The sequence below is a fragment of the Bacillus sp. ISL-75 genome, assembly GCF_018613095.1.
Genome location: NZ_JAGGQX010000002.1, coordinates 1 through 22,303, shown reverse-complemented (window position 1 = coordinate 22,303; position 22,303 = coordinate 1). Strand labels below are relative to the sequence as shown.

At 38.7% G+C, this 22,303-nt stretch carries 24 protein-coding genes; 3 read left to right on the top strand and 21 right to left on the bottom strand.

What is annotated here, in order from left to right; genetic code table 11:
- Positions 1-22 precede the first annotated feature (22 nt).
- A complete protein-coding gene (gene splB, locus J7E63_RS00770; RefSeq protein ID WP_215009874.1) occupies positions 23-1,051 on the bottom strand; it encodes a spore photoproduct lyase in 1,029 nt (342 codons plus the stop codon).
- A complete protein-coding gene (locus tag J7E63_RS00765; RefSeq protein WP_215009873.1) occupies positions 1,044-1,292 on the bottom strand; it encodes a transcriptional regulator SplA domain-containing protein in 249 nt (82 codons plus the stop codon). Before J7E63_RS00765 ends, splB begins: the two co-directional genes overlap by 8 nt.
- 197 nt (positions 1,293-1,489) lie before the next feature.
- Here J7E63_RS00765 and J7E63_RS00760 point away from each other — a divergent pair, with 197 nt between their 5' ends.
- On the top strand, positions 1,490-1,825 hold the full coding sequence (locus J7E63_RS00760) for a hypothetical protein (protein ID WP_168243139.1): 336 nt from the start codon (positions 1,490-1,492) through the stop codon (positions 1,823-1,825).
- 190 nt (positions 1,826-2,015) lie between these two features.
- Here J7E63_RS00760 and brnQ read toward each other — a convergent pair whose 3' ends face one another.
- From brnQ to J7E63_RS00685, 15 genes are all read right to left on the bottom strand, one after another.
- Positions 2,016-3,341 carry a branched-chain amino acid transport system II carrier protein gene (brnQ, locus tag J7E63_RS00755; protein ID WP_215009872.1) on the bottom strand — a complete coding sequence of 442 codons (1,326 nt, stop codon included), beginning with the start codon at positions 3,339-3,341 and terminating at the stop codon, positions 2,016-2,018.
- Between the two features lie 148 nt (positions 3,342-3,489).
- Positions 3,490-4,701 carry a GNAT family N-acetyltransferase gene (locus J7E63_RS00750; RefSeq protein WP_215009871.1) on the bottom strand — a complete coding sequence of 404 codons (1,212 nt, stop codon included), beginning with the start codon at positions 4,699-4,701 and terminating at the stop codon, positions 3,490-3,492.
- A 177-nt stretch (positions 4,702-4,878) separates the two neighbouring features.
- The gene (locus tag J7E63_RS00745) at positions 4,879-5,649 is read right to left on the bottom strand and encodes a L,D-transpeptidase family protein (RefSeq protein WP_308161865.1); all 771 of its coding nucleotides are present in this window, start codon (positions 5,647-5,649) and stop codon (positions 4,879-4,881) included.
- 214 nt (positions 5,650-5,863) lie between these two features.
- Complete coding sequence (gene kynA / locus J7E63_RS00740; RefSeq protein ID WP_215009870.1) at positions 5,864-6,712, bottom strand: tryptophan 2,3-dioxygenase; 849 nt, start codon at positions 6,710-6,712, stop codon at positions 5,864-5,866.
- Positions 6,713-6,768: 56 nt separating this feature from the next.
- The gene (locus J7E63_RS00735) at positions 6,769-8,184 is read right to left on the bottom strand and encodes an amino acid permease (protein ID WP_215009869.1); all 1,416 of its coding nucleotides are present in this window, start codon (positions 8,182-8,184) and stop codon (positions 6,769-6,771) included.
- A 24-nt stretch (positions 8,185-8,208) separates the two neighbouring features.
- Positions 8,209-9,480 (bottom strand): kynureninase, encoded by a 1,272-nt coding sequence (gene kynU / locus J7E63_RS00730; RefSeq protein ID WP_215009868.1) that lies wholly within the window; start codon positions 9,478-9,480, stop codon positions 8,209-8,211.
- A gap of 49 nt (positions 9,481-9,529) precedes the next feature.
- Complete coding sequence (locus J7E63_RS00725) at positions 9,530-10,321, bottom strand: 2-keto-4-pentenoate hydratase (protein WP_215009867.1); 792 nt, start codon at positions 10,319-10,321, stop codon at positions 9,530-9,532.
- 45 nt (positions 10,322-10,366) lie between these two features.
- Entirely contained in the window at positions 10,367-11,146 is a 780-nt protein-coding gene (locus J7E63_RS00720) for a 2-keto-4-pentenoate hydratase (protein WP_215009866.1), read from the bottom strand.
- A 69-nt stretch (positions 11,147-11,215) separates the two neighbouring features.
- Positions 11,216-12,682, bottom strand: coding sequence for an aldehyde dehydrogenase (locus J7E63_RS00715; RefSeq protein WP_374193690.1), 1,467 nt, complete (start codon positions 12,680-12,682; stop codon positions 11,216-11,218).
- A complete protein-coding gene (locus tag J7E63_RS00710; protein WP_215009894.1) occupies positions 12,675-13,148 on the bottom strand; it encodes a RidA family protein in 474 nt (157 codons plus the stop codon). The genes J7E63_RS00715 and J7E63_RS00710 overlap by 8 nt, the downstream gene beginning before the upstream one ends.
- Positions 13,149-13,170: 22 nt before the next feature.
- Positions 13,171-14,175 (bottom strand): amidohydrolase family protein, encoded by a 1,005-nt coding sequence (locus J7E63_RS00705; RefSeq protein ID WP_215009893.1) that lies wholly within the window; start codon positions 14,173-14,175, stop codon positions 13,171-13,173.
- Positions 14,166-14,705: a 3-hydroxyanthranilate 3,4-dioxygenase gene (locus tag J7E63_RS00700; protein ID WP_215009864.1), complete on the bottom strand. Its 540-nt coding sequence runs from the start codon at positions 14,703-14,705 to the stop codon at positions 14,166-14,168. The genes J7E63_RS00705 and J7E63_RS00700 overlap by 10 nt, the downstream gene beginning before the upstream one ends.
- Before the next feature lie 35 nt (positions 14,706-14,740).
- Complete coding sequence (locus tag J7E63_RS00695; protein ID WP_215009863.1) at positions 14,741-15,307, bottom strand: NADPH-dependent FMN reductase; 567 nt, start codon at positions 15,305-15,307, stop codon at positions 14,741-14,743.
- A 61-nt stretch (positions 15,308-15,368) separates the two neighbouring features.
- Positions 15,369-15,893 (bottom strand): FAD synthetase family protein, encoded by a 525-nt coding sequence (locus J7E63_RS00690; RefSeq protein ID WP_215009862.1) that lies wholly within the window; start codon positions 15,891-15,893, stop codon positions 15,369-15,371.
- 32 nt (positions 15,894-15,925) lie between these two features.
- Positions 15,926-17,404, bottom strand: coding sequence for a 4-hydroxyphenylacetate 3-hydroxylase family protein (locus J7E63_RS00685; protein WP_215009861.1), 1,479 nt, complete (start codon positions 17,402-17,404; stop codon positions 15,926-15,928).
- 383 nt (positions 17,405-17,787) lie between these two features.
- Here J7E63_RS00685 and J7E63_RS00680 point away from each other — a divergent pair, with 383 nt between their 5' ends.
- Both J7E63_RS00680 and J7E63_RS00675 read left to right on the top strand, forming a co-directional pair.
- On the top strand, positions 17,788-18,423 hold the full coding sequence (locus J7E63_RS00680; RefSeq protein WP_215009860.1) for a Crp/Fnr family transcriptional regulator: 636 nt from the start codon (positions 17,788-17,790) through the stop codon (positions 18,421-18,423).
- Entirely contained in the window at positions 18,420-19,076 is a 657-nt protein-coding gene (locus tag J7E63_RS00675) for a Crp/Fnr family transcriptional regulator (RefSeq protein WP_215009859.1), read from the top strand. Before J7E63_RS00680 ends, J7E63_RS00675 begins: the two co-directional genes overlap by 4 nt.
- Before the next feature lie 57 nt (positions 19,077-19,133).
- Here the strand turns inward: J7E63_RS00675 and J7E63_RS00670 are convergent, their stop codons facing one another.
- From J7E63_RS00670 to J7E63_RS00655, 4 genes are all read right to left on the bottom strand, one after another.
- On the bottom strand, positions 19,134-20,057 hold the full coding sequence (locus tag J7E63_RS00670; RefSeq protein ID WP_215009858.1) for an AEC family transporter: 924 nt from the start codon (positions 20,055-20,057) through the stop codon (positions 19,134-19,136).
- 147 nt (positions 20,058-20,204) lie between these two features.
- Entirely contained in the window at positions 20,205-20,354 is a 150-nt protein-coding gene (locus J7E63_RS00665) for a hypothetical protein (protein WP_214712967.1), read from the bottom strand.
- A 59-nt stretch (positions 20,355-20,413) separates the two neighbouring features.
- The gene (locus J7E63_RS00660; RefSeq protein ID WP_215009857.1) at positions 20,414-21,706 is read right to left on the bottom strand and encodes a CitMHS family transporter; all 1,293 of its coding nucleotides are present in this window, start codon (positions 21,704-21,706) and stop codon (positions 20,414-20,416) included.
- Between the two features lie 409 nt (positions 21,707-22,115).
- A partial coding sequence (locus J7E63_RS00655; protein WP_215009856.1) for a transposase occupies positions 22,116-22,303 on the bottom strand: 188 nt, incomplete at its 5' end.

Below are 22,303 nucleotides of genomic sequence, written 5' to 3'. Positions count from 1 at the left end.
TTCAAATTGAATCCCTCTTTTTCTATGTGAAATATTCTATTTTTGCTTGCGGAAAATAGGTGTTAATATATCTGCCAAGAGTATCTTTTATATCTTCTTGCTCTTCATTCGTATAGACGAATTTACCAATCCCGTAGCGTCCCCATTTCCATTTACGTTTGGTCTCATCTAATTCAAGTTTTGTCATCGGGTAATTTTTTTGAATCACACGCTTAGCTGGTTTTGTAAAACGATGCTGAATCATTTCAAAGGTTAAATCCTGTTTAGCCGACTCCGGAAGTTCCGCCTCCAGCTTTTCTAACATTTCTTTATATCCTTCCTTCCATCCCTCGTGCAGATATATCGGGGCAATAATGAAACCTAAAGGAAACCCAGCGCCTGCCACTTTACCTGCTGCCTCTATTCTATCGGGCAGTCTTGATGTTCCCGGTTCAAAGTTCTTGATAATATAATCGTCATTGACACTAAAGCGAAAACGAGTTTTTCCATTGTGTTTAGCATCAAGCAAATGGTCTACATGGGCAAATTTAGTGACAAAGCGGAGCTTGCCATATTCAGACTGTCCGAAAAACTCTATCGCCTTTTTTAATGTATGGGTCAAATGGTCAACGCCTACGATATCGGATGTACAGGAGGCTTCAAACCTGGTTGGTTCAGGTGCACGTTCTTTCATGTAATTCTCTGCAGCCTCAAAAATATCTTCAAGATTGACATAGGTACGAATATAAGGTTTACTGCCCATAGTTGTCTGTAAATAGCAATAATGGCAATGGCCCATACATCCTGTCACAAACGGGATGGCATATTCTGCAGATGGTTTGGAGGTATCAAACTTTAATGTTTTCCTTACCCCAATGACCAACGTGGATTTGGCGGTGCGGTATTTTTGAAAGTCATTATCCCCAGGTAAATTTCTTATTTGATTGTGTGAAGTTGTTTCCCTTATTTCAATGCCCATATGTTCAAATTTGGCAATTAACTCTTTCCCAAGTGGATATTCCAGTGCACTTGGTTCAACGTAAACGAGTTGAGGAACAAAAGGCTTAACCATAATAATCCCCCATCTCTGCCATTCCAAACACCTCCTGATAAGCAGATTCCGCCTCATTTGCCGACGAATAGACAGCAATTTCATCTGTTAAGGGGTAATAGGTTTCGTAGACAAAAAGTGCTAGTTGATCAGGGTTCTCAGGATTCTGCACAACTGCGGCTTCTTGGATATTGGCTACATCCTGTGCATGCGGGTTCCGAATAATTATATGGACGATTTGTCCTGGTTTGTATGATTCCATTTTTCCACCTAATCCTTTCATATCTAGGTTTTCTATTGATATTATTCTCCAGAGGAGATTTTTAAGTGGAACGAAATATTTCCATTTCCAACGTGGAACCTACAGCTTTAATGAAAGAGCATTGATGAAGAATAAATTTAGTATCTGAGGGAAATGTAATGATAGGTTTGTAAAATAAAATCTAGGGGATGCTGCCAGTGGCAATTTTTGTGTATCAGACATTTGAGATCAAACAGGATAAATTTAAAGAAGGTATTGAAAATTTAAAGGAACTAAAAACATTCAGAAATGAGAATTATGATCAAAATGTGGAGATCTTAACACCCGTTTCAGGTGAGGATCATACATACGCACTACTTACCAAATATGAAGGCTTAGCTGAAATGGAATTACAAAACAAAAAAATGTTTGAGGATGAGGAATACTTAAAGCTTATTGGAGACTTTTTCCTACAAAATATTGTTCAAGGCAGTATGTATACGCAAATTTATCGTGCTCTAAGTGAGAAGAAAACTGATAAAAAACAATCGTAGATTTTTGTAAAAGGGTGCCGGTTAACTTTCGGTCGTCAATAACCCCTATTGACTATAGTAACCTTCCTTTTTTCTCACTATCAGTCGTCAATAACCTCAATCGGAACTTTTCCGATTTTTAATATAAGAAAAACACGACTGATCACTAGCCGTGTTTTTTCTTGTTCATCCTATGAAGAAGATTTAACCGTTATTGGGTTATTGTATCTTCCGAAGAGGTTCCCCTAAACATTCCAAAAAGAAATCCTACTACTAAACCGATAAGGGCAGGAATAATCCACCCAAGTCCTTCCATGTAAAAAGGAAGAATATCAAGTACCCCATTCCATTTATTTGCAAGGAAAGTTTTATTAATCGTATCTATGATACTAAAAAGGGCAACAAAACTTACAACATAGATATAAATCTGCGGATATCTTTTAATAAAATCATCGATGAGGCCTAAAAAGATAATTACGATCGCCAACGGGTAGATCATCCCAAGTATCGGAACGGAAATCTGTAATATTTGCGTTAATCCTAAATTTGCAATGGCGGTACTCAGAACAGATAAGATAATAACCCACTTCTTATAATCTATTTTTGGTATGGCATTTGCGAAAAATTGACTGCAGGAAGTAACTAAACCAATTGACACGCAGAAACATGCAATTGTAAAGACTAAGCCTAAAATTAAGGTGCCGCTTTGACCAAATAAGTGAGTCATTACATTGGACAATATTTGTGCCCCATTTTCCGTTTGTCCTAAAGACGAACTTGCTGCCCCTAAATACCCCAATATTAGATAAATCACGGTTAGCAGCAATCCAGCACCTAATCCTGCGTACATCATGTATAAAGATCTTTTTTTGTTGTCGTGGACACCTTGTGCTTTTAATGTGTTTGCAATCACGATACCAAAAGCTAAAGCAGCAAGTGCATCCATAGTTAAATAACCATCTAACACCCCTTGAAATACAGGGTTTGTCTCATAATTTCCCTTCGGTACTGCAAATGTACCCATTGGGTCAATTAAGCTCTTTATAAAAATAATCGTAATTAAAGCTAAAAGAATAGGAGTCAATAATTTCCCGAAAAGGTCAATAAGTTTCGACGGAAACATACACAACCATGCCACTAATCCAAAAAAGATGATGCTATACACTAACAAAGAAACAGGGTTGCCTACTAAATGTCCTGGCAAAAAAGGAGCTAACCCCATTTCAAACGCAAGACTCCCTGCACGAGGAATAGCTAGTCCAGGTCCGATAGCGATATAAATCAAAAATGGGAAAATGAAAGCAAAAAAAGGATGAACCCTTTGGTTTAGCTCGTTAAAGCTTCCTGCCTTTGCAACCGCTATAACGCCTAAAATAGGTAGTCCAACAGCTGAAACTATAAAACCAGCAAGAGCTGTCCAAAGATGAGTACCCGCTGATTGCCCCAAAAAAGGTGGAAATATAAGGTTACCTGCACCGAAAAACATTGAAAAAAGCATAAAACTAATAAAGACAATTTGTTTGGCAGAAAAATTCATTAAAAATCTCCTTTAAGAAAAAAAATATTATTCCATAATAATAAACTATATTTGCCCTTTGTTGGTATATTTATTTTTAACAACTAATTAATAAAAATCCTCTTTCTTATTTTTTCGAAAGAGGAAATTAACTGTTTCTTTATCTAATTCAAAAATAATCTGAGAAATAGGGAGTCTGTCGTTCAATTAAATTTTCCAATATTCCCACGGTTTGGTCATTGCTGGTTAATCGGCCGATAGCTGCCAAATAGGATGGTCGTTTGTACCCGAGTAACATTGTCGTCAGTGTCTGGATATCAACAGCCACTAGAGGCTGATCCTCACTTTGAGTTAGTTCTCCCTGACCTGTGGCGGAAACATGGAGTGTGAATAACCCCTGGTTCCACTCAAGTAGTGGATCATTAAGCAAAATCGTCATGTTTATATCTATGCCTGGTGCTCTAAACGGGTATTGATATATAAACTGTTTAACATCCACAATTCTTGCCATAAAATAGGGTGCGATTGTTTCTTTTATATCCCCGTCTTCCAGCCAAAATGCCAATGGTTCATCCGTATAGATGGCCCCTAAAACTTTAGAAACCATAGAAAAATGGGCACTGATGAAATTCCAAAGTCCAATCCGCGCCTCTTCATTTATATAGACCATTTCTTTTATATGAAGCACATCATGTGAAATCCAGTACAACAGATACCCTTGGGGCTGGTGGGAACTATCATAATAAACAGCTGCTGTTAAATCCTCCAAATCCCATCGCCAATACTCCTCCCAGGCCAAATTATTTCGAATCATAGCGGCATGGCGTTTTCTAGAAAAGAGTTTGTAAACCGTTTTAATATCAGGATGATCGGTAGTTAGCCGATCAACATAGCCTGACACTTTTTTTACCTTAGGCAATTGATAGTCTTTGACTTCGAAGGTCATCTTATCAGAAATAATCTCCCAACCTCTTTTACGGTAAAAAGGCAATGAATAGGGGTATAAATAGGAAATAGATTGCTTCCTTTCCTTCATATCCGCTAGTGCCTGCCAAATCAACTTATTCATTAGGCCCAAGTTTGCGTATTCAGGGTATGTACCGACGCCTGTCAAACCACCCATCTCAAATGTGCGCCCAAAAATATTTATTTGAAAGGGATAAACAGCTATTTGGGAAATCAATTTTTCTCCATCAAACCAGCCTAACACATCAGCCTGTTCCAAAACGGGAAGTTTTGCTAATGCTATTTCACGTTCCTCCCAACCCACCGTTTGTAAGTCTTTTTTGGTCACTTGGAACACATAACGCAATAACTCGTTGAACTGCCGCCAATGTTTCGGTTCCACTTTCTCCATCTTGAGCCTGTCCAATCGACTCATACCATTACCTCCAAAAATAATAATCTTACTCTAGGTTCATGTATTTTGTGTAAATTTATGTAAGGCTATTAAAAAAACTGACTCAAATTTCCCTATTGTCACAAGAAATTTAATAGATGTACTTATTTATTAAATAATAAAAAGTTGCTCAGCAGTTGAGCAACTTTTTTAAAATTATTATTTAATACCGAGCGCTTTTTTCGTGGCTGGCCCCACCACCCCATCAACTGTTAATTTACGGGCCTGTTGAAATTTGCGGACTGCACTATCTGTGTTTGCTCCAAAGACACCATCTACACCTTTTGTACTATATCCTAGTGAAGTCAGCTTGCGCTGAAGTTCTTGGACCGCAGGACCCCGACTGCCTTTTTTAAGGATTTCGCCACTGGTACTAACAGGAACAGATGGTGCACTAGACCCGCCATTAACTTTATACCCATTGGCAGCCGCAATTGCATTGAAGGATTTCCCTGACGATGTGATGATTACTGGGGTACCAGTTGGTACTTGATTGAACAGCCATTCTACTTCATTATCATACATCCGAATACAACCGCTGCTTACGTACCCTCCAATGGAGGCGGGATTGTTGTTACCATGAATAGCATATGTCGTTCCCCAGGTTCCCCGGGCGTTCAAACCAAGCCAGCGGTTACCGAGTGGATTACGTGGATCTCCACCTGGAATATGTCCCTTATAATAAGGCCTGTTCTTAATCTTAACTACAACCTTGAACTTGCCTTCTGGTGTATACGATCTTTTTCTCCCTGTTCCTACTTTAAACTGTTTTTTAAACACTCCATTTTCAAAGTACGCAAGCCGGTTGGTAGTCTTGTTAATAATAATCAACTTTCCACTGGAGGCTGCTGAACCTGTCGGAACACCTACAAAAAAGCTAGACAGCATAAAAAAAGCAAATACAAAAAAAACCAACCATTTTTTGGGCAATTGAACCCCTCCTATACGACATAAATACTAATCCGTGTATCATATGTCGGAAGGGCTTGTACACATTACAATTTTAATAAAGATATTACAAATTGGGCAAAGAGTAGTTTAGTGCCGATATTTCCCTCTTCACGGGAATCAGAAACACCTATTAATCTTATAAGAAAACCGCAAAACAAGGTTTTGCGGCCTATTGTACCCCATCCTTTTCAAGCTAAAGCCTTGTTCTTAGACTCCACAGCTCAGGGAAAAATTGTTGATCTAGTACTCTTTTTAAATAAGTCACACCTGACGACCCACCAGTCCCCTGTTTATGACCAATGATTCTTTCCACCGTACTCATATGATTAAATCGCCATAATTGCTGTTGATTGCCGATATCCACTAACTTCTCTGCCAACTCGTATAAGTCCCAATATTGATCAACATTTCGATAGACTGTTAGCCATGCTTCTTCGACACTAGCATTCGGTTCATAGTTTTTGGACAAATCCCGATGACGAACTTCATGATCAATAGGTAATCCACGCGCAACAAGAGCCTGTATCGCAGCATCATAAATACTTGGCTTATGAAGGGCCTCTTGCATTTTTTCATAAAGTTCTGTTTGATGTTGATAGACTGCTAATGTATGAGCATTTTTGTTTCCTAATGCAAATTCAATTAAACGGTTCTGATACGACTGGAATCCTGACGATTGACCCAATTTATCCCGAAACTCTAAGTACTCAGCAGGTGTTAGCGTCGAAAGTACACTCCATGACTGAATCAATTGCTGTTGTATCCTCGACACACGCGAGAGGATTTTGAATGATGGCTCGAGATCATTGTTTTGGATATACTCAATTGCTGCTGACAATTCATGAATGATTAATTTCATCCATAATTCACTGGCTTGATGGATAACGATAAATAACATTTCATCATGGTGATCTGACTGCCGATGCTGACTTGATAAGATTTTATCAAGATGAAGATAATCCCCATAGGACATCGCTTTTTTAAAATCCGTTTGAATCTCTTTCTCCAGTCCATTGTTCGTGTTTTTTTCTTGTGAATTCATGATATTAGACCTCCATCATTCTATTGTAGTTAAGTTATTTATGAGATTTTACCACGTTAATTTACCTTTTTGTTAAGAACAGCATCCGACTCGTTCTTTTCAGGATTGTTTCTTCTTTTATTAAGAATAAAGTAGGCTACAGATAAAAACAGTAACCAAGGAACACCGAATTGGAGCATGATTTTAAAACCTGTAAACCAAGTGGTGATCATTAAACTAAGGAGAAGGACTGCTCCAACAATCGTCAAATAAGGAAACCCAATCATCCTTACTGGTAATTTACGGCCGCCTGACTTCTCCCACTTTTTTCTAAAAAACAAATGGGAAACAAACACCATAAACCAGGTGAAGATGGCGCCAAACATAGAAATTCCCATCATAAAAGCGTAGGAAGAATCTGGTAATAACGCATTTACTGCAGCTGCAAGAAAAATCCCCAATGTAGAAATGGCAAGAGCACTCAATGGAACGCCTTTTTTACTTAAATGTCCTAAAAAGGCTGGTGCATGATTTCCTCTAGATAATGAAAACATCATTCTAGTAGATGCATAAAGCTGACTGTTCATTGCCGATAGTGCGGCTGTTAAAATAATAAAATTCATAATTCCACTAGCGCCTGGAATATTTAAGAGTTCCATCACTTTTACGAAAGGACTTTCCTCAACTCCTGCTGATTTCCATGGAACAATCATTAACATGATGCCAAGAGTAATAATATAAAATGTCGATAAACGGAAGACGGTTGCTTTCAGAGCTTTCGGCACAGCAACATCTGGGTCCTTCGCTTCGCCTGCTGTAACCGCAATCATTTCTGTTCCTAAAAAACTAAATAAAGATATAAAGATAGCCACCCACATTCCCCACCAGCCGAACGGTAAGAAACCACCAGCATTGACAAGGTTTTCAGGTCCCATATCCGGCTGAGCCGAGCCTCCAAGGAAAACATAAGCTCCTAGTAGAATAAACCCAACGATTGCACTGATTTTTATCATCGAGAACCAATACTCGAAAGTTGCAAATGTATTTACACTTGTTGCATTTACATAAATAAGGATAGCGGCGAACAATAAAATCCAGACAAACCCAGGCACATCTGGAAACCAATACTTCATATAAACGGCAATTGCACTTACTTCAACCCCTATAGCGAGAACGTTCGCAATCCAATAGGAATAGCGGACAAGATAACCTGCGAATGGACTAATATACTTCTCAGATATGGTTCCAAACGACCCTGATGTAGGATGGGCAACAGTCATTTCTGATAAACATCCCATTAAAAGCAAGACAATGAAAGCACCAATGGCATAACTGATTAATACACTAGGACCAGCTGTACTAATGGCCAGTCCACTACCAAGGAAAAGACCTGTTCCAATCGCACATCCCATCGCAATCATTGTTAGTTGACTGGTTTTTAATTCACGCTTTAGCCCTGATCCATTTCCATTTTTCAAATGATTGTTCGCCATATAATTCCTCCTCTTTCGATTAGATTAAGCTACAACTTCACGTTCATTTTTAAACAGTTCATATTGCTTCTCAAGCATGATTTTCTTAAGAATCTGGACTACTTCCCAAACCTCTGTATACGAGGTATAAAGTGCAACAGGAGCAAGACGAATGATATTTGGTGCACGGAAATCCGGAATCACACCATTTTCTTTCAACGCTTTACAAATTCGCGCGGCTTCTTTATGTTCTAAACTTACATGGCCACCTCGACGGATATCTTCGCTAGGGTTTCCAATTGTAAACCCCGAATCTGCTAATTCTTGTTTCAATAGGTCCATTAAAAATTGATTTATCTTTAATGACTTAGCACGAATATTTTCAATCCCAGCCTCTGCAAAAATCTCCAAAGCGCCAAGTAATGGGGCAAGACTCAACACATGCGGTGTCCCAATCTGATAGGCTCCGGCCGAATCAGCAGGTGTTAAAGAATGCTCCATATCGAATTGTTTCTCTTTTTTGGAACCAAACCAGCCAGCCAATCCAGGGGCTGTGCCAAAATGTTTGGAATTCACATATAATCCTCCAACACTTCCTGGACCACCATTTAAGTGTTTATAATTGCACCAGTAGGCAAAATCAACGCCCCATTCACTAAACGAATGTGGAATCGCTCCGATCGAATGACATCCATCAAAACCGATTAATATCCCTCTTCTGTTCGCTTCCGCTGTCAGACGCTTCATGTCCAAGATTTGGCCGCTTCGATAGAGTACTGTTGGCAAAATGATAAGCGCAATTTCATCAGTCATCGCTTCGATAATATCTTCTTCCTCTAAAAAGCGACCATCCCGACTTTTTACACGAATAAGATGTGTATCGGGATCAAATCCATGAATACGTAGCTGACTTTGAAGTGCATAAATATCTGATGGAAATGTTAATTCGTCAGCCAATATTTTAGTCCGTTTCCCTTCTGGCTTATAAAAGGTAGCAACTAACTGATGCAAGTTGACAGTTGTGGATCCAGTTACAATCACTTCATTAGCTAAAGCACCTACTAACGGAGCCACCATCTCTCCTAGTTTTTCCGATAAAAAAAACCAAGGGTGTTTCCCATTTGTCCACCCGTCAATTCCATGCTCTTTCCAATCATTTAAGGACTCCAAGAGAGTCCGTTCTGCTCTTTTCGAAAAAAGCCCCAATGAATTCCCGTCCATATAAATGGAATTCGGCTTTATGTAAAATTCTTCGCGAAATCTCTTCAGGCTATCTTCTTGGTCCAATTGATGTGAATACTCTAAAGTCATCAGCATACTAATCCTCCTCTAATTTTTTTCTCTTTAGCTGGTGGGTGAAGATAATCTATGATTTACAAGAAAATGAGACACTACCTAGATCCGCAAATTGTGCCAAAATCGTATCACCTGCTTGAAAACTAATTGCTTCTGTTATCGCTCCGCTTAGAACGATATCACCTTTCTTTAATCCCCGCCCAGTTTCTCCTAGCTTGTTTACAGCCCATGCAACCGCAGCAGCGGGGTCTCCTAATACAGCAGCACTGGTCCCAGTTATTGCAACCTCCGAATTCTTAGACATGTATACGCCAATTTCTTTCAGGCTTAGTGCATCCGGCGATACCCATTTGTTCCCTACAATAAATTTGGAGGAAGAACAGTTATCCGCTACAACGTCTACCAGTGTAAACTTAAAATCTAAATACCGGCTATCAATTATCTCAATAGCTGGTGCTACATATTTCGTCACTTTTAAAATATCATCGGCGGTAACGCTAGTGCCTTGGATATCTTCATTAATTAAGAAAGCAATTTCCGGCTCTGCTTTGGGATGGATAAAACTGCTAAATTGGACTGGTTCCCATTCAGTTACAAGCATATCATCCATTAAGTAACCGTAGATTGCTTCATGGACACCCATCATCTCTTGCTTTGCCTTACTTGTTAAACCGAGTTTCACTCCAATTCGGCGAAGCCCCTCCTGTTCTTTTTGCTCAATTAATTTTTGTTGTATTTCATAAGCATGCTCAAATGTTAAATCAGGGTAACTAGTGGTGATTTTTTCGACTTCCCGCTTTTCCTTTTCTGCAGCTAATAGGTAGTCTACGATTTCTTGTTCTGTTCCCTGCAATATTGTCATAATGGAACCTCCACTTTTAATAATTTTATTCGAGAAATAACTTACTTACTTAAATGTTACAGATACATTACCTAATGGGCCAAAATCTGCTAGTATCGTGTCGCCTTCTTTTACTGCAATCGCACCAGAAAGTGCTCCGGGAAGAATTAACTCACCTGCTTTTAGAGTAATCCCAAATTCATGCAATTTATTGGCTAACCAAGCAACGGCTTGGGCCGGGTGTCCTAGAGCGGCCGTTCCAGCTCCTGTAGCCACAAGCTCATCGTTTTTATAAAGGACCATTCCTTGAGCTCGCAAATCCAAGCCTTCAATCGTGCTCAGCTTTTTCCCAACGACTACTCTAGCTGACGAGCCATTATCTGCCACCGTATCAACCAATTTGATTTTCCAATCTGAAATACGGCTGTCAATAATCTCAATGGTTGGTACTACATATTTCGTTGCCATTAACACATCTAGATAATTCACATTTGGACCCACCAAGTCTTCCTCCAAAATAAAACCAATTTCCGCCTCAACTTTCGGACTGATAAAATCAGCCATTTTCACCGTTGCTTCATCTGCTATTTTCATAGTATCTAACAGGTGGCCGTAATCAGGTTCATCGACGCCAAGCATTTGCTGCATCGCTTTACTTGTTAGCCCAACCTTTTTCCCAATCACTTTATGTCCTTCTTCTAACTTTTTACCTATGACTTCGAGTTGGATTTGATAGGCATCGCTTACATCCAACTCGGAAAAGCGCTCCGTTAGTGGTGCGACAGAATATTGATGATTTTCTGCGTCGATTAATTCTTTTGCAATCTTTTCTACTAATAATCCCATTTCTTCCTACACCTTCCTTTTCTATATTAATAGATAAAAAGTGGCCATTCAGCCACCTTTACTTTTATCTTATAATTTCATTGTGATCGTCTTGGCTTCCGTGTAAAATTCAAAACTATGACGTCCACCTTCCCGACCAATACCACTCGCCTTTGAACCACCAAATGGCGTTCTTAAATCTCGATAGTACCAGCAATTGATCCAGAATAAGCCTGATTCTATTTGAGAAGCGACACGATGAGCTCGTCTTAAATCATTTGACCAAACGACTCCTGCCAAACCATAAATCGAATCGTTGGCAATTTGAATCGCTTCCTCTTCCGTTTTAAATGGAATGACGACTAATACCGGGCCAAAGATTTCTTCCTGTGCAACTCTCATTTTGTTATTTACATCATAGAGCACGGTTGGCTCGTAAAAGTTTCCTTGTGACAATCCTGCCACACGCTTACCGCCTACAGCAAGTTTCGCACCTTCAGAAATTCCAATTTGCACATAGTTGTCAACCGTTTCTAAGTGACCTTTTGATATAAGCGCACCCATATCAGTAGTTTCATCCAATGGATCGCCCACTTTGATGTTCTTCGCAGCAGTAACAAATTTTTCTAGGAATTTATCATAAACCGATTCTTGCACCAATAGTCGAGAACCGGCTAAGCAGATTTCCCCTTGATTTCTAAAAATTGCTTCAATCGAGCCTGCCACTGCTTCATCTAAGTCAGCATCCTCAAATACAATATTAGCGGATTTTCCACCTAATTCTAATGATACTGGAATTAATTGTAATGCTGCATTTCTCATAACCGTTTTCCCAGTAGAGCTTTCCCCGACAAAGGAAATTCTGCGAACGTATGGATGAGTGGTCATTGCCGTTCCTACTGTTCCACCCGGACCTGTAAGTATATTCAACACGCCTGGCGGTAATCCTGCTTCGTTGGCAATTTCACCTAACATGACTGCACTAAGCGGTGTATAGGATGCAGGCTTAACGATCACGGTATTACCAGCGGCTAACGCAGCAGAAGCTTTCCATGTCATTTGCATGAATGGTAAATTCCAAGGAATAATTAAACTAGTAACACCAGCAGGAGCGTATTTGGTATAACTCATATGCTTGGATTGTTCGTAATGCTCGTGGTTGATGTATTTTGCCATTTCTGCAAAGAATCTTAAGTTTAATGCGGCGCGCGGGATATCAAAATCTCTGCTTTCTCTAATGGGCTTACCCACATCTAATGTTTCAATTAGCGCTAACTCCTCGACACGTTCCATGACAAGATCTGCCATTCTGCACAGGATCTTTGCTCTTTCTTCTACTGGCATTTTACTCCAAATACCACTATCATAGGTACGCTTTGCGACCTGAATCGCTCTTTCTACATCTTGCTCACTTGCACTAGCAACAGCAGCTAATTTTTGATTCGTGGCAGGATTAATCGTGTCAAAGGTTTCTCCTGAAATAGCGCTTAGATATTCTCCATTAATAAAAAGCTTGGCATCGTTAATTTGAAGTTGTTTTTCTAGGACGTTACTCACCAAGATCACCATCCTCAACTTCTACAATCATCTCAACTTCAACAGCGTTATCGTGTGGCAGCTGTGACATCCCAACAGCTGATCTCGCATGCCTTCCCTTTTCACCAAACACTTCCACCAACAAATCGGAGGATCCATTCATTACTTTAGGATGGTCTTTAAAATCCTGCGTGCTGTTGACCATACCAAGGATTTTAACAATCCTTTTCACTTTGCTAAGGTCACCCAGTTCATTTTTGACTACTGCTAATAGATTAAGCATACATTGTCTTGCTGCTTGATAGCCTACTTCTATCGATACATCTTCACCAAGTTTTCCACGGTATTCATCTGTACCTTGACCTGATGTGAAAATAAGATTCCCTGTCCGAACACAACTTACATAATTACCAGATGCGGGGCGGAGTGCCGGCAGCTTTAATCCAAGTTCCTCTAATCTCTCTTCTGGGGTAATCACCTTGTCTATCATCTTCTCATCTCATTTCCTATTAAATTAATAAATTAACCGGTATATTTAAAAATCTTAGTGCATTTTCACCTAACATGGCTCTTTTCTGTTCTTCGCTCAGTGTTAAGGTGTCATCAATAATCTTCCCTGGTGGAGTTTCCCGCAGTAAGAATGGGTAATCCGATCCCATGATGACTTGTTCAGCACCAAATTTTTCGACTAAGAATTTAATATTTACAGGGTTATTTACGATTGAATCATAGAAAAATTTCTTGGCATAAAAACTTGGAGGATGCTCCGTGAGCTGCAAATGCGGCCAAACATTCCAACCATGATCAAGTCTAGGGAGAATGTAAGGAAGTGACCCGCCGCCATGAGAAAAACAAATTTTAAGTTTTGGAAATTTCTCGATGACACCTCCTAGGATCAGACTTGCTGCAGCCAATGCTGTTTCACTTGGCATTCCAACCGTATACATTAAGTTATGGGAGGAAAAACGATCTCCACCCAGTGTTTCCCATGGATGAACAAATATGGGAACATTCCATTTCTCACACATCGCAAAGAAATCAAGTAATGATTCATCGTCTAAATTTTTGCCATTAATGTTTGTGCCAATCTCAATCCCTTTTAAGCCAAGTTGATGTATACAGCGGTCTAGTTCACGAATTGCTGCTTCGACATTTTGCAGCGGAACCGTCCCTAAACCAATAAACTTGGTGGGATGCTGGGCTACTGTTTCGGCGATAAAATCATTTTGAAATCTAGCCATAGCTACCGCTTCTTCTGTAGGAGCCCAATAGGAAAACGTTACAGGTATTGGCGATAAAACTTGTATGTCTACATTTTCTACATCCATATCGTGAATCCTTTTTTCTGGACTCCAAACTTGGTCGGTCACTTCTCGAAAAACCTTCCCAGCCACCATTATATTAGCACCGCAAGAGCAGGTAGGCTGGAGGACTGGCCACTTGTCGTTTTGGTACTTTTTCGCAAAATCAGGGAAATTTTCAGGGATGATATGTGTATGAAAATCTACTCGCATTTCCATTCACTCGCTTCTTCGGGCATAATATGTCCACAGTTCTTACAAGAGCGAAGCTCTAAATTACTGTTAAATCCATGAATCGCTTCTTTTACCTGGACTTCAATATTTGTCAATTGGACGGTAACGCGGTGCATTTCATGATCACATTCATCACAGAACCAAACAAAATCCTCTAATTCACCTTCACCTCTGTCACGTTCAATTACGATCCCGATTGTATCAGCGACCCGATGTGGGGAGTGGGGAACATTTGGAGGGAGATGAAATACTTCTCCTTCTCTCACTGTAATTACTTCTCTTTTACCTTCCGCATTAATAATTTCAACGTAGCAATCACCTTTTAATTGATAAAATATCTCTTCAGATGGGTCCACATGAAAATCACGTCGTTTGTTTGGACCCCCGAGGACCATGAACATTATTTCAGAATCCTTCCAAACTACTTTATTATTTACTGGCGGCTTAAGTAAATCCTTATTTTCTTCAATAAATCCCCAAAGGTTAATTGGTTTTAATGTGTTTGTCATAAAAATCTTCTCCTCTCAACTTTAAATACAAAAGCTTATCCATTTATTGTTGCAAATTTTTCCTCTGTTGATTTTAATGCCTCCTGCATGAAGACGACTTCTTTGGCTAAGGCAGTAATTCTAGTAAGAACCTCAGAATAGATAATTTCATTTTCTTTATTAAAATGATCGTTATTGACGTAGACATAACTTGGTGCCACAAAAGCCCGGAAAAATCCTGCGATTGGCTTCAATTGATTTTCAATCACAAGGAAATGCTGGTACGTTCCACCTGTTGCAACAAAACCAATTATTTTGTTGCGAATATCCTTTGGATTAATTAAATCAAATAAGTTTTTGAGCGGACCTGCTAATGATCCCTGGAAAATCGGTGTTCCGATAATATAGAAGTCAGCAGAATTAACAATATCGAGAACTTTTTTCGTATCACCTGTATAGGTTGAAGGATTTCTTCCATCACAGAACTGAACATCATAGTCTCTTAAATCAAGCAGCTCTACTTCAACGTTAGGATGATGTTTCTTTACTTCCTCTAATACCTTTTGAACAACAATACTTGTTTTTGCACCAATAATGGTGCCTGAAATTCCTAATAACTTCATAGAGTGAACTCCTTTCTAGTGCTGAGTAGAAAACACGTAGCCACATTTACTGTAGACCCGTCTAAAGTCCTAGTAACGAGTAGGACTGTTGGAAATCTCCCTCTGAAATCAACTGGCGGATTCTCGTCGATGAAATAAGTTTTCCGCCCTTACAATAAACTGGGGGAGTGATATTAATATGAAAATACTTTTCTAAAAGATTTACATCCCCAGCTCTATTCTTTCCAAAATGAAAATCAGAACCAACTGAAATCTCTACCGGGTTAAGTTTTGATAATTCACAAATAAAATCTTCAGGTGGCCGGGTCGCATACCATTCAGCAAAGCTGGCAACGATGACATAATCTACACCTAACTTCGCAATCCTGCTGATCTTTTCTTTAATTGGCGTCAAAATTTGAACGCCCTTAAAAAAATTTCGAGGAGGCGGGTCGAAAGTATATACAACGCTAGGAACCTGATAAACCCGACTCTTTTCCACAGCTTGCTTAATCACAGCTTGATGTCCTTTATGGACTCCATCAAAAGCACCAATAGCAATCACCGAACCAGATAATGTCAAAACTCCATCTTTTAGCGTTTGCATCGTTCACACCTCCTCTTACTTTTGATTTACTTTTATAAGCTTGTAACCTCATTTTTTCGATTAAATATTTTCATTGCTTCATCAGCCAGATCAAAGGAATTCTGCTTTTTGTGGTTGTTATAGAAAATCGCTCTTTTACGAATTGGATCGCCAGTATAATAGCGTTCGTATTGAAGAACTCTTTGTCCAAATGCCTCGCCACATAAATCCCATGCTAGCTTAAAGAGATGAACGCGCTCTTCCGCTGAAACTCCCTCTCTTCCAAGATAATACTTCTCTAAATCCTCTCTTAATTCCGGATTCTCGAAATCAGCATCTGTAGGAGACATGAGAAGTCCACCTGCACCAATGATTTGCATAACCTCAATCGCACGTGGGTACATTTTTGGCAGCAAACCTCTAATTGTTTCAAGTGGTGCATAGGCCGGCATCGCTTCCCCAGTAGCAGTTACTTCATGTTCATACTCTGAAATTCGGAGTAATGCCCTAATCGATTCAACCGATTGGACTAATTCTCCTAAATCATTTTGTACATTTAGGTAGGCATCCACACCGATGGAGTCGGCGATTTTACATGCCACTTCGGTTGCAAATTGTAGTTTAATTAACCCTCTTACACCAGACTGATGAGCTGGCTGCTGAGCAATTCCTGTTTTCGGATAGAGTAAATTGGCTGCTTCAACATTGTTATAAAGGAATACACGATCCCAAGGTACTAAAACATCATTAAAGACTAATACCGCATCCATTTCTTCGAATCTTGATGCTAATGGATGGTCATAAACCGAACGCTGTCCATCCTGCATCGCTTCACGGCAGATAATGCGTAGACCCGGTGTATCAAGTGGAAGTGCAAACGCAAGCGCATAACGTTCATCACCAGGCTTAAATCCAGGAAAAGAATAAACAATCACTTCGTCAGTGATCGGTGCAAGGGTAGCTAGCATTTTTGCTCCTCTTACAATTAAGCCATCAGGTGTTTCTTTAACAGCACCTAGATGGGTAAACATATCCTGTTGTTCGTGTGATGATTTGCTGCGGTCATTTTGCGGATTAATAATTGCATGAGTTAAAAATAAATCATTATCGCGGATATGCTTATAATACGATCGAATGTTTTTTCCCCATTCAGGATTGTATTTGTCCAGGAACTCCGAATTGCTCGCCATGGATGTAACGACGACATTTAAGAAATCAGGTGTTCTTCCCATTAATCCAAAGGTCGCTTTGGCAAACTCTTCGAAAGTTCTTCTCCGTGCTTGTAAATCTTGATAGCTTTTTGGTACCAAGAATGCATTCGAGATCCTATCTCCCGTTTCTTCACAAATATGAGTAATGTCCTCTTGAAATTTGGAGTCATGCTGCATATCATATAGCTTTGCAATTTGAAGAATTGGCTGATGAAAAACTGGCTCTTCAAAGATATTTTTTACTTTTTTTCCTGATAACCAAACTTCTGGATTTCGGGATTTTAATGCCTCGATATATTGTGCTCCTGTACGAATTCCCATAAAACATCCTCCTTTAATTTCATATTTTCATTATAAAATTGATTTTTTAAAGTCATTGTAGTCTGATTAACATTTTTTCTAAAAAAATAAAATTTTCATTTAATTAAAATAAATAAATAAAGCAGCTCACATCATACTGAATTCAAATGATGTGAACTGCTTTTCTTTTTATATATGCTAGACTTCATCCACCCAATATTGATTTTATATCTTTAATCTTTTACACTGTTGTTAAGTGGTTAACGCATATAAACTTTTTCCTTGCATTTAGATGTAAGCGTTAACAATTTAGTGTAACTATTTTATAGCATTTGATTAATTACATATTTCCTAGATTTACAGTTTTATTGTTTTTACATACATTTCACTTAGGAGTTGATTAGTTGGCGCTCTTGTTTGACAGTGATATTAATTGGGAATCATGCTTGCAGTTTGGTACTAGACAATTCTTCAAGGAGAAATCAGCTATTTACCAGCAAGGGACGCTCGGGGATGGATTTTATTATATCCAAAAGGGATTAATTAAAGTAACGACTACCACTTCGATTGGAAAAGAGCGTATGTTAAACATCGCTATTCCAGGGCAGCTATTAGGAGTTCAAGCGATGGACCGACAGCCACATTTTACTACCGCAACGGCAGTAAATGACTCTATTCTCTATTTTTTCTCATGTGAACATTTTCAAAAATTAATTAAAGCTCAACCTTCTATCCTTAACATTTTTATCAAAACCGTTATTCATAAAATGCACATATTAGCTGATAAAATTTATTTGGACTCGCTCACACCAGAACAACAACTGTCGGTGATACTACTAAATATTTGTTACGAATTTAAGAATTACGAAGTTCCTCTCACACAACAAGACCTTACAAAATGCACAGGCTTAACGAGAATCACCTTATATAAGATTATAAAACAATGGAAAGCTGAAGAAATTATGGAGATTCGTGGTAAGAAGTTTTTAATAAAGAAACCTGATGAATTAAAAAAGCTTCTTGGTAAGGTGATAATATGAAAAATCTTCGATATTCGTGGAGCCCATTTTTAAAATATGGAAAAAAACTAGAGATTGAGGAAAATTCAGTTGTATACCATCAGGGAAGTGAAGGCAAGGGTTTTTTCTACTTATCTAAGGGTGGGATAAAGATAACCCTTCTCTCACAAGAAGGTGTGGAACGGACGGTGAATTATGTACCAGAAGGAATGCTATTTGGGGAGCACGGTGTGAAAAATGAACCCTATTTAACCTCAGCCACCTCGAGTAGTTCATCTGAGATCTATTTTTTTTCTGATGAGACTTTATTCATGATTTGTGAGGAACATCCTGAGGTAGCGTGTATTTTCACCAACTCACTAATTTATAAATTTAGGATTCTTGCAGAAATTATTTCCTTTCTTAATTCGCCGATTGAGCAGCAAATGGCCCACTTCCTATTAAAGTTAGTAAGCGAAAATGGTAATTTTTCAATCGACCAATCTTCTTTTGCCCGTTACATAGGGACCTCTAGGATTACGGTAAATAAAATACTGAATAAATGGAAAAGCCAACAATGGATCCAAATATCAACCCGTACAATTGACATCCTAGATATTAAATCATTAAAAGAAATTCGAGACTCTGGTGCAATCGACATTTCGAACTTGGATGTATTAATGTTATCTCTATAGATGAAAGAAGCAGGTGCCATTAAGGTTTCCTGCTTCTTTTTACTAGTCTTCACAGTATTAAAATAAAATAGTCGACAAATATACAACCGTAGTCACAGTAATCATGCTTAGTAATGTAGACAATAAGACCACTTGTGCTGCATATTCTGGGTGATTTCCGTATTCTAACGCGAAAAGGGCACTGTTTCTTGAAGTTGGGAACGAGCTTGCTATAAATAAAGCCTGTGCCGTCGTTCCATCCAATTTTAAAAGTAATATTATGATCATCGCGATGGAGGGAGAAAGTATTAAACGGCCAAAGAGACTTAGAATAAGTGAGATGGAGAATCGATTTATTTTTAAAAAAGCACTTTGTGCACCGAGCGTAACCAGTGCCACAGCCACAAAGGCATTTGAAATATTTTCAAGCGGAGTCCACAAGTATTTTGGTATTTTGATAGAAAGTGAATTAAAAACCAAACCTAACAAAAAGGCATAAACAACTGGATTTTTCATAAATACTTTCATTGCTTGTAAACCTTTGTAATTTACTCTTATTGAATTAAACAACCCATATGTATTGGTAAGAAGATTTTGATAAATCATTACCACCACTTGGATGGATAAACCAAGTGGATTATGTTGAAATACAAGTTGACTTACAGGTAACCCAAAATTCCCAGAATTGTTTAGTATCACACTGTTTTTGAAGGTCGAAGATAGTCTATTATCAAATTTGGCTAATCGAGATATGATGGTACTGAAGAAAATTAGACAAAGACTTTGGACTACTAAGAAAGTAAGAATATTTAAGACTGTTTCTCCCTCCATTTTAGTCTGATAAATGTTGACAAAACTTACAGCAGGCATGAGCAAATAGTTATTTAATTTTGATAATGTATTCATATCAAATGTAATTTTTCGATGAAGAAACGCACCAATTCCAATAAGACAAAAAACAGGTAAAATGACATTTAATATGATAAGAAGTAAAACACTCAAAAATTCCCCTCCAATTAAAACCTAATGCAGCGGGACTGCTATACTACAGCATATTGATACATAAGAAACCTCCTTGCTTAGTTGGAGTTTCCAACTAAGCAAAGGAGGTTACAGAGTCTGTTTAATAGTACCTATTTACCAGAAAATTCAGGATACTTTAGTGTCGTTATAGTAAATAACCTCTGAGAGAATCCTACAACCTTTTACTTTATTAAAAGCTTCTAAAGCTTCTTTTTCTGTATTATATTCAAACAATGCAGGGATTTTCCCTTCTGAATAGACAGTGAGTATCCACATAATCATTCATCTCCAGTCAAATTATTAAATGATTTTCATGAGAATTCAGCAAATTTAAATTAAAAGGGAAAAATGGACAAAATTATAGCAACAAAAATCATTGCCGCTGTGGATCCACAGGCCCATTTAAAGAATGTTCTCTGCAAGTCTCCGAATTCTTCTCCAACCATACCGACTAATAAGTAAGTCGAAGGTACGAGAGGACTTAATAAATGTACTGGCATCCCCATGAGTGACGCTCGTCCAATTGCAGCCGGATCAATTCCATATACACTTCCTGCTTTGGCAAGTAATGGCAAAACTCCGTAATAAAATGCATCGTTGGACATAAAAAATGTTAATGGTGCACTAATAATCGCAGTAATAATAGCAAAATGGGAGCCCAAAGCATCTGGAATATGAGAGATCATCGTAGTTGCCATAGCATCTACCATTTTCGTTCCAGAAAGAATACCTGTAAAAATACCTGCAGCAAAAACCATTGACACAACTGATAGTGCATTATCAGCGTAGTGCATAATCCGTTCTTTTTGTTCATTTAGATTCGGATAATTGATGGTGATCGCAATTGCAAATCCTATCATAAATAATACCGTTGTAGGCAGCATCTCTTGGATTAGTGCAACTAAAAGCAGAATAGTTAGCAGATAGTTTACAAGAATTAATTTGGGACGTTTAAGGAAAGCAGCCTCAGATGTAGCTGCCATCAAAGACAATGTGCTATAATCAATTTCCATAACACCTATCCGTTTACGCTCTTTTCTACCAAGACAGTAGGCCATAAATAATACAAACAACACTCCCCCCACCATACTAGGAATTACGGGAGTAAAAATATCTCCCATCTCTAGATGTAATGCTGTCATTGCTCTAGCTGTTGGTCCTCCCCAAGGAAGAAGGTTCATAACACCTGAAGATGATACAGCGATTCCTGCAAGTACCAATGGTTTCATGCCAATACGTTTATACAAAGGAAGCATGGCAGAAATGGTGATCATATATGTAGTTGTTCCGTCACCATCAAGGGAGATTATTAACGCAAGAACTGCTGTTCCAATCGCTATTTTTACGGGATCCCCTTTTACGAATTTCAAGATTGTCGAAATGATAGGATCAAAAACCCCTGCATCTATCATGATTCCAAAAAAGAGAATCGCAAATAGAATCATGATTCCCGTTGGTGCCACGCTTTTTATACCTTCAAGCGCCATTGGTCCCATTTCTTTTCCGAATCCGCCTATCAATGCAAATACAGCAGGTATCACCATTAGAGCAATCATTGCGGATAAGCGTTTTGTCATAATTAATACCATAAAAATAATAATCATTAAAAATCCTAAAGTTGCCAGCATCTTTTCCACCCCTTTTGTTTGTAAATTAATAATAATCTAAATATTCTAAGGTGAAAACGTTTCCAAAATAAAGTTATTATCGTACATTAATCTATATTTTGTTCATATTGTTCACGGTAGAATCCTATCTGACTACTGGAGTTTCCTTAAATGGTTTGCACATAAAAAAAGGATGCCTTTAGGCACCCTTAGATTGTCGAGAAAGGGTATTTTTCTCGGCAATTTTTTATTCTCAGCATTTAATTATTCATTGTACCTGCTAATGGGCCTGTTGATTTCCGCTCTAGGCACTTCGCTTTCCGCGGGCGTGCCGGGGAGCCTCCTCGTCGCTATGCTCCTGCGGGGTCTCCCCTGCCCCGTACTCCCGCAGGAGTCTGCGTGCCTTCCGCGGAAATCAACAGGGAGGTAATCAACCTAAAGAATTGCAACACACTTTTTCTAGCCTTGCTAATTGTGTTGCAATCTTTTTCATATTTTGGCAGGCTGCCGTAAGGAGAGCCTGTTCGCTTGCTTTCTTCAATCCCCGTAACCGGCAATAGCGAAGCCCGTGCAGCTCTTTTGAGTCTGCGAAGCTTCGCTCAATTTTTTCCTTTCTAA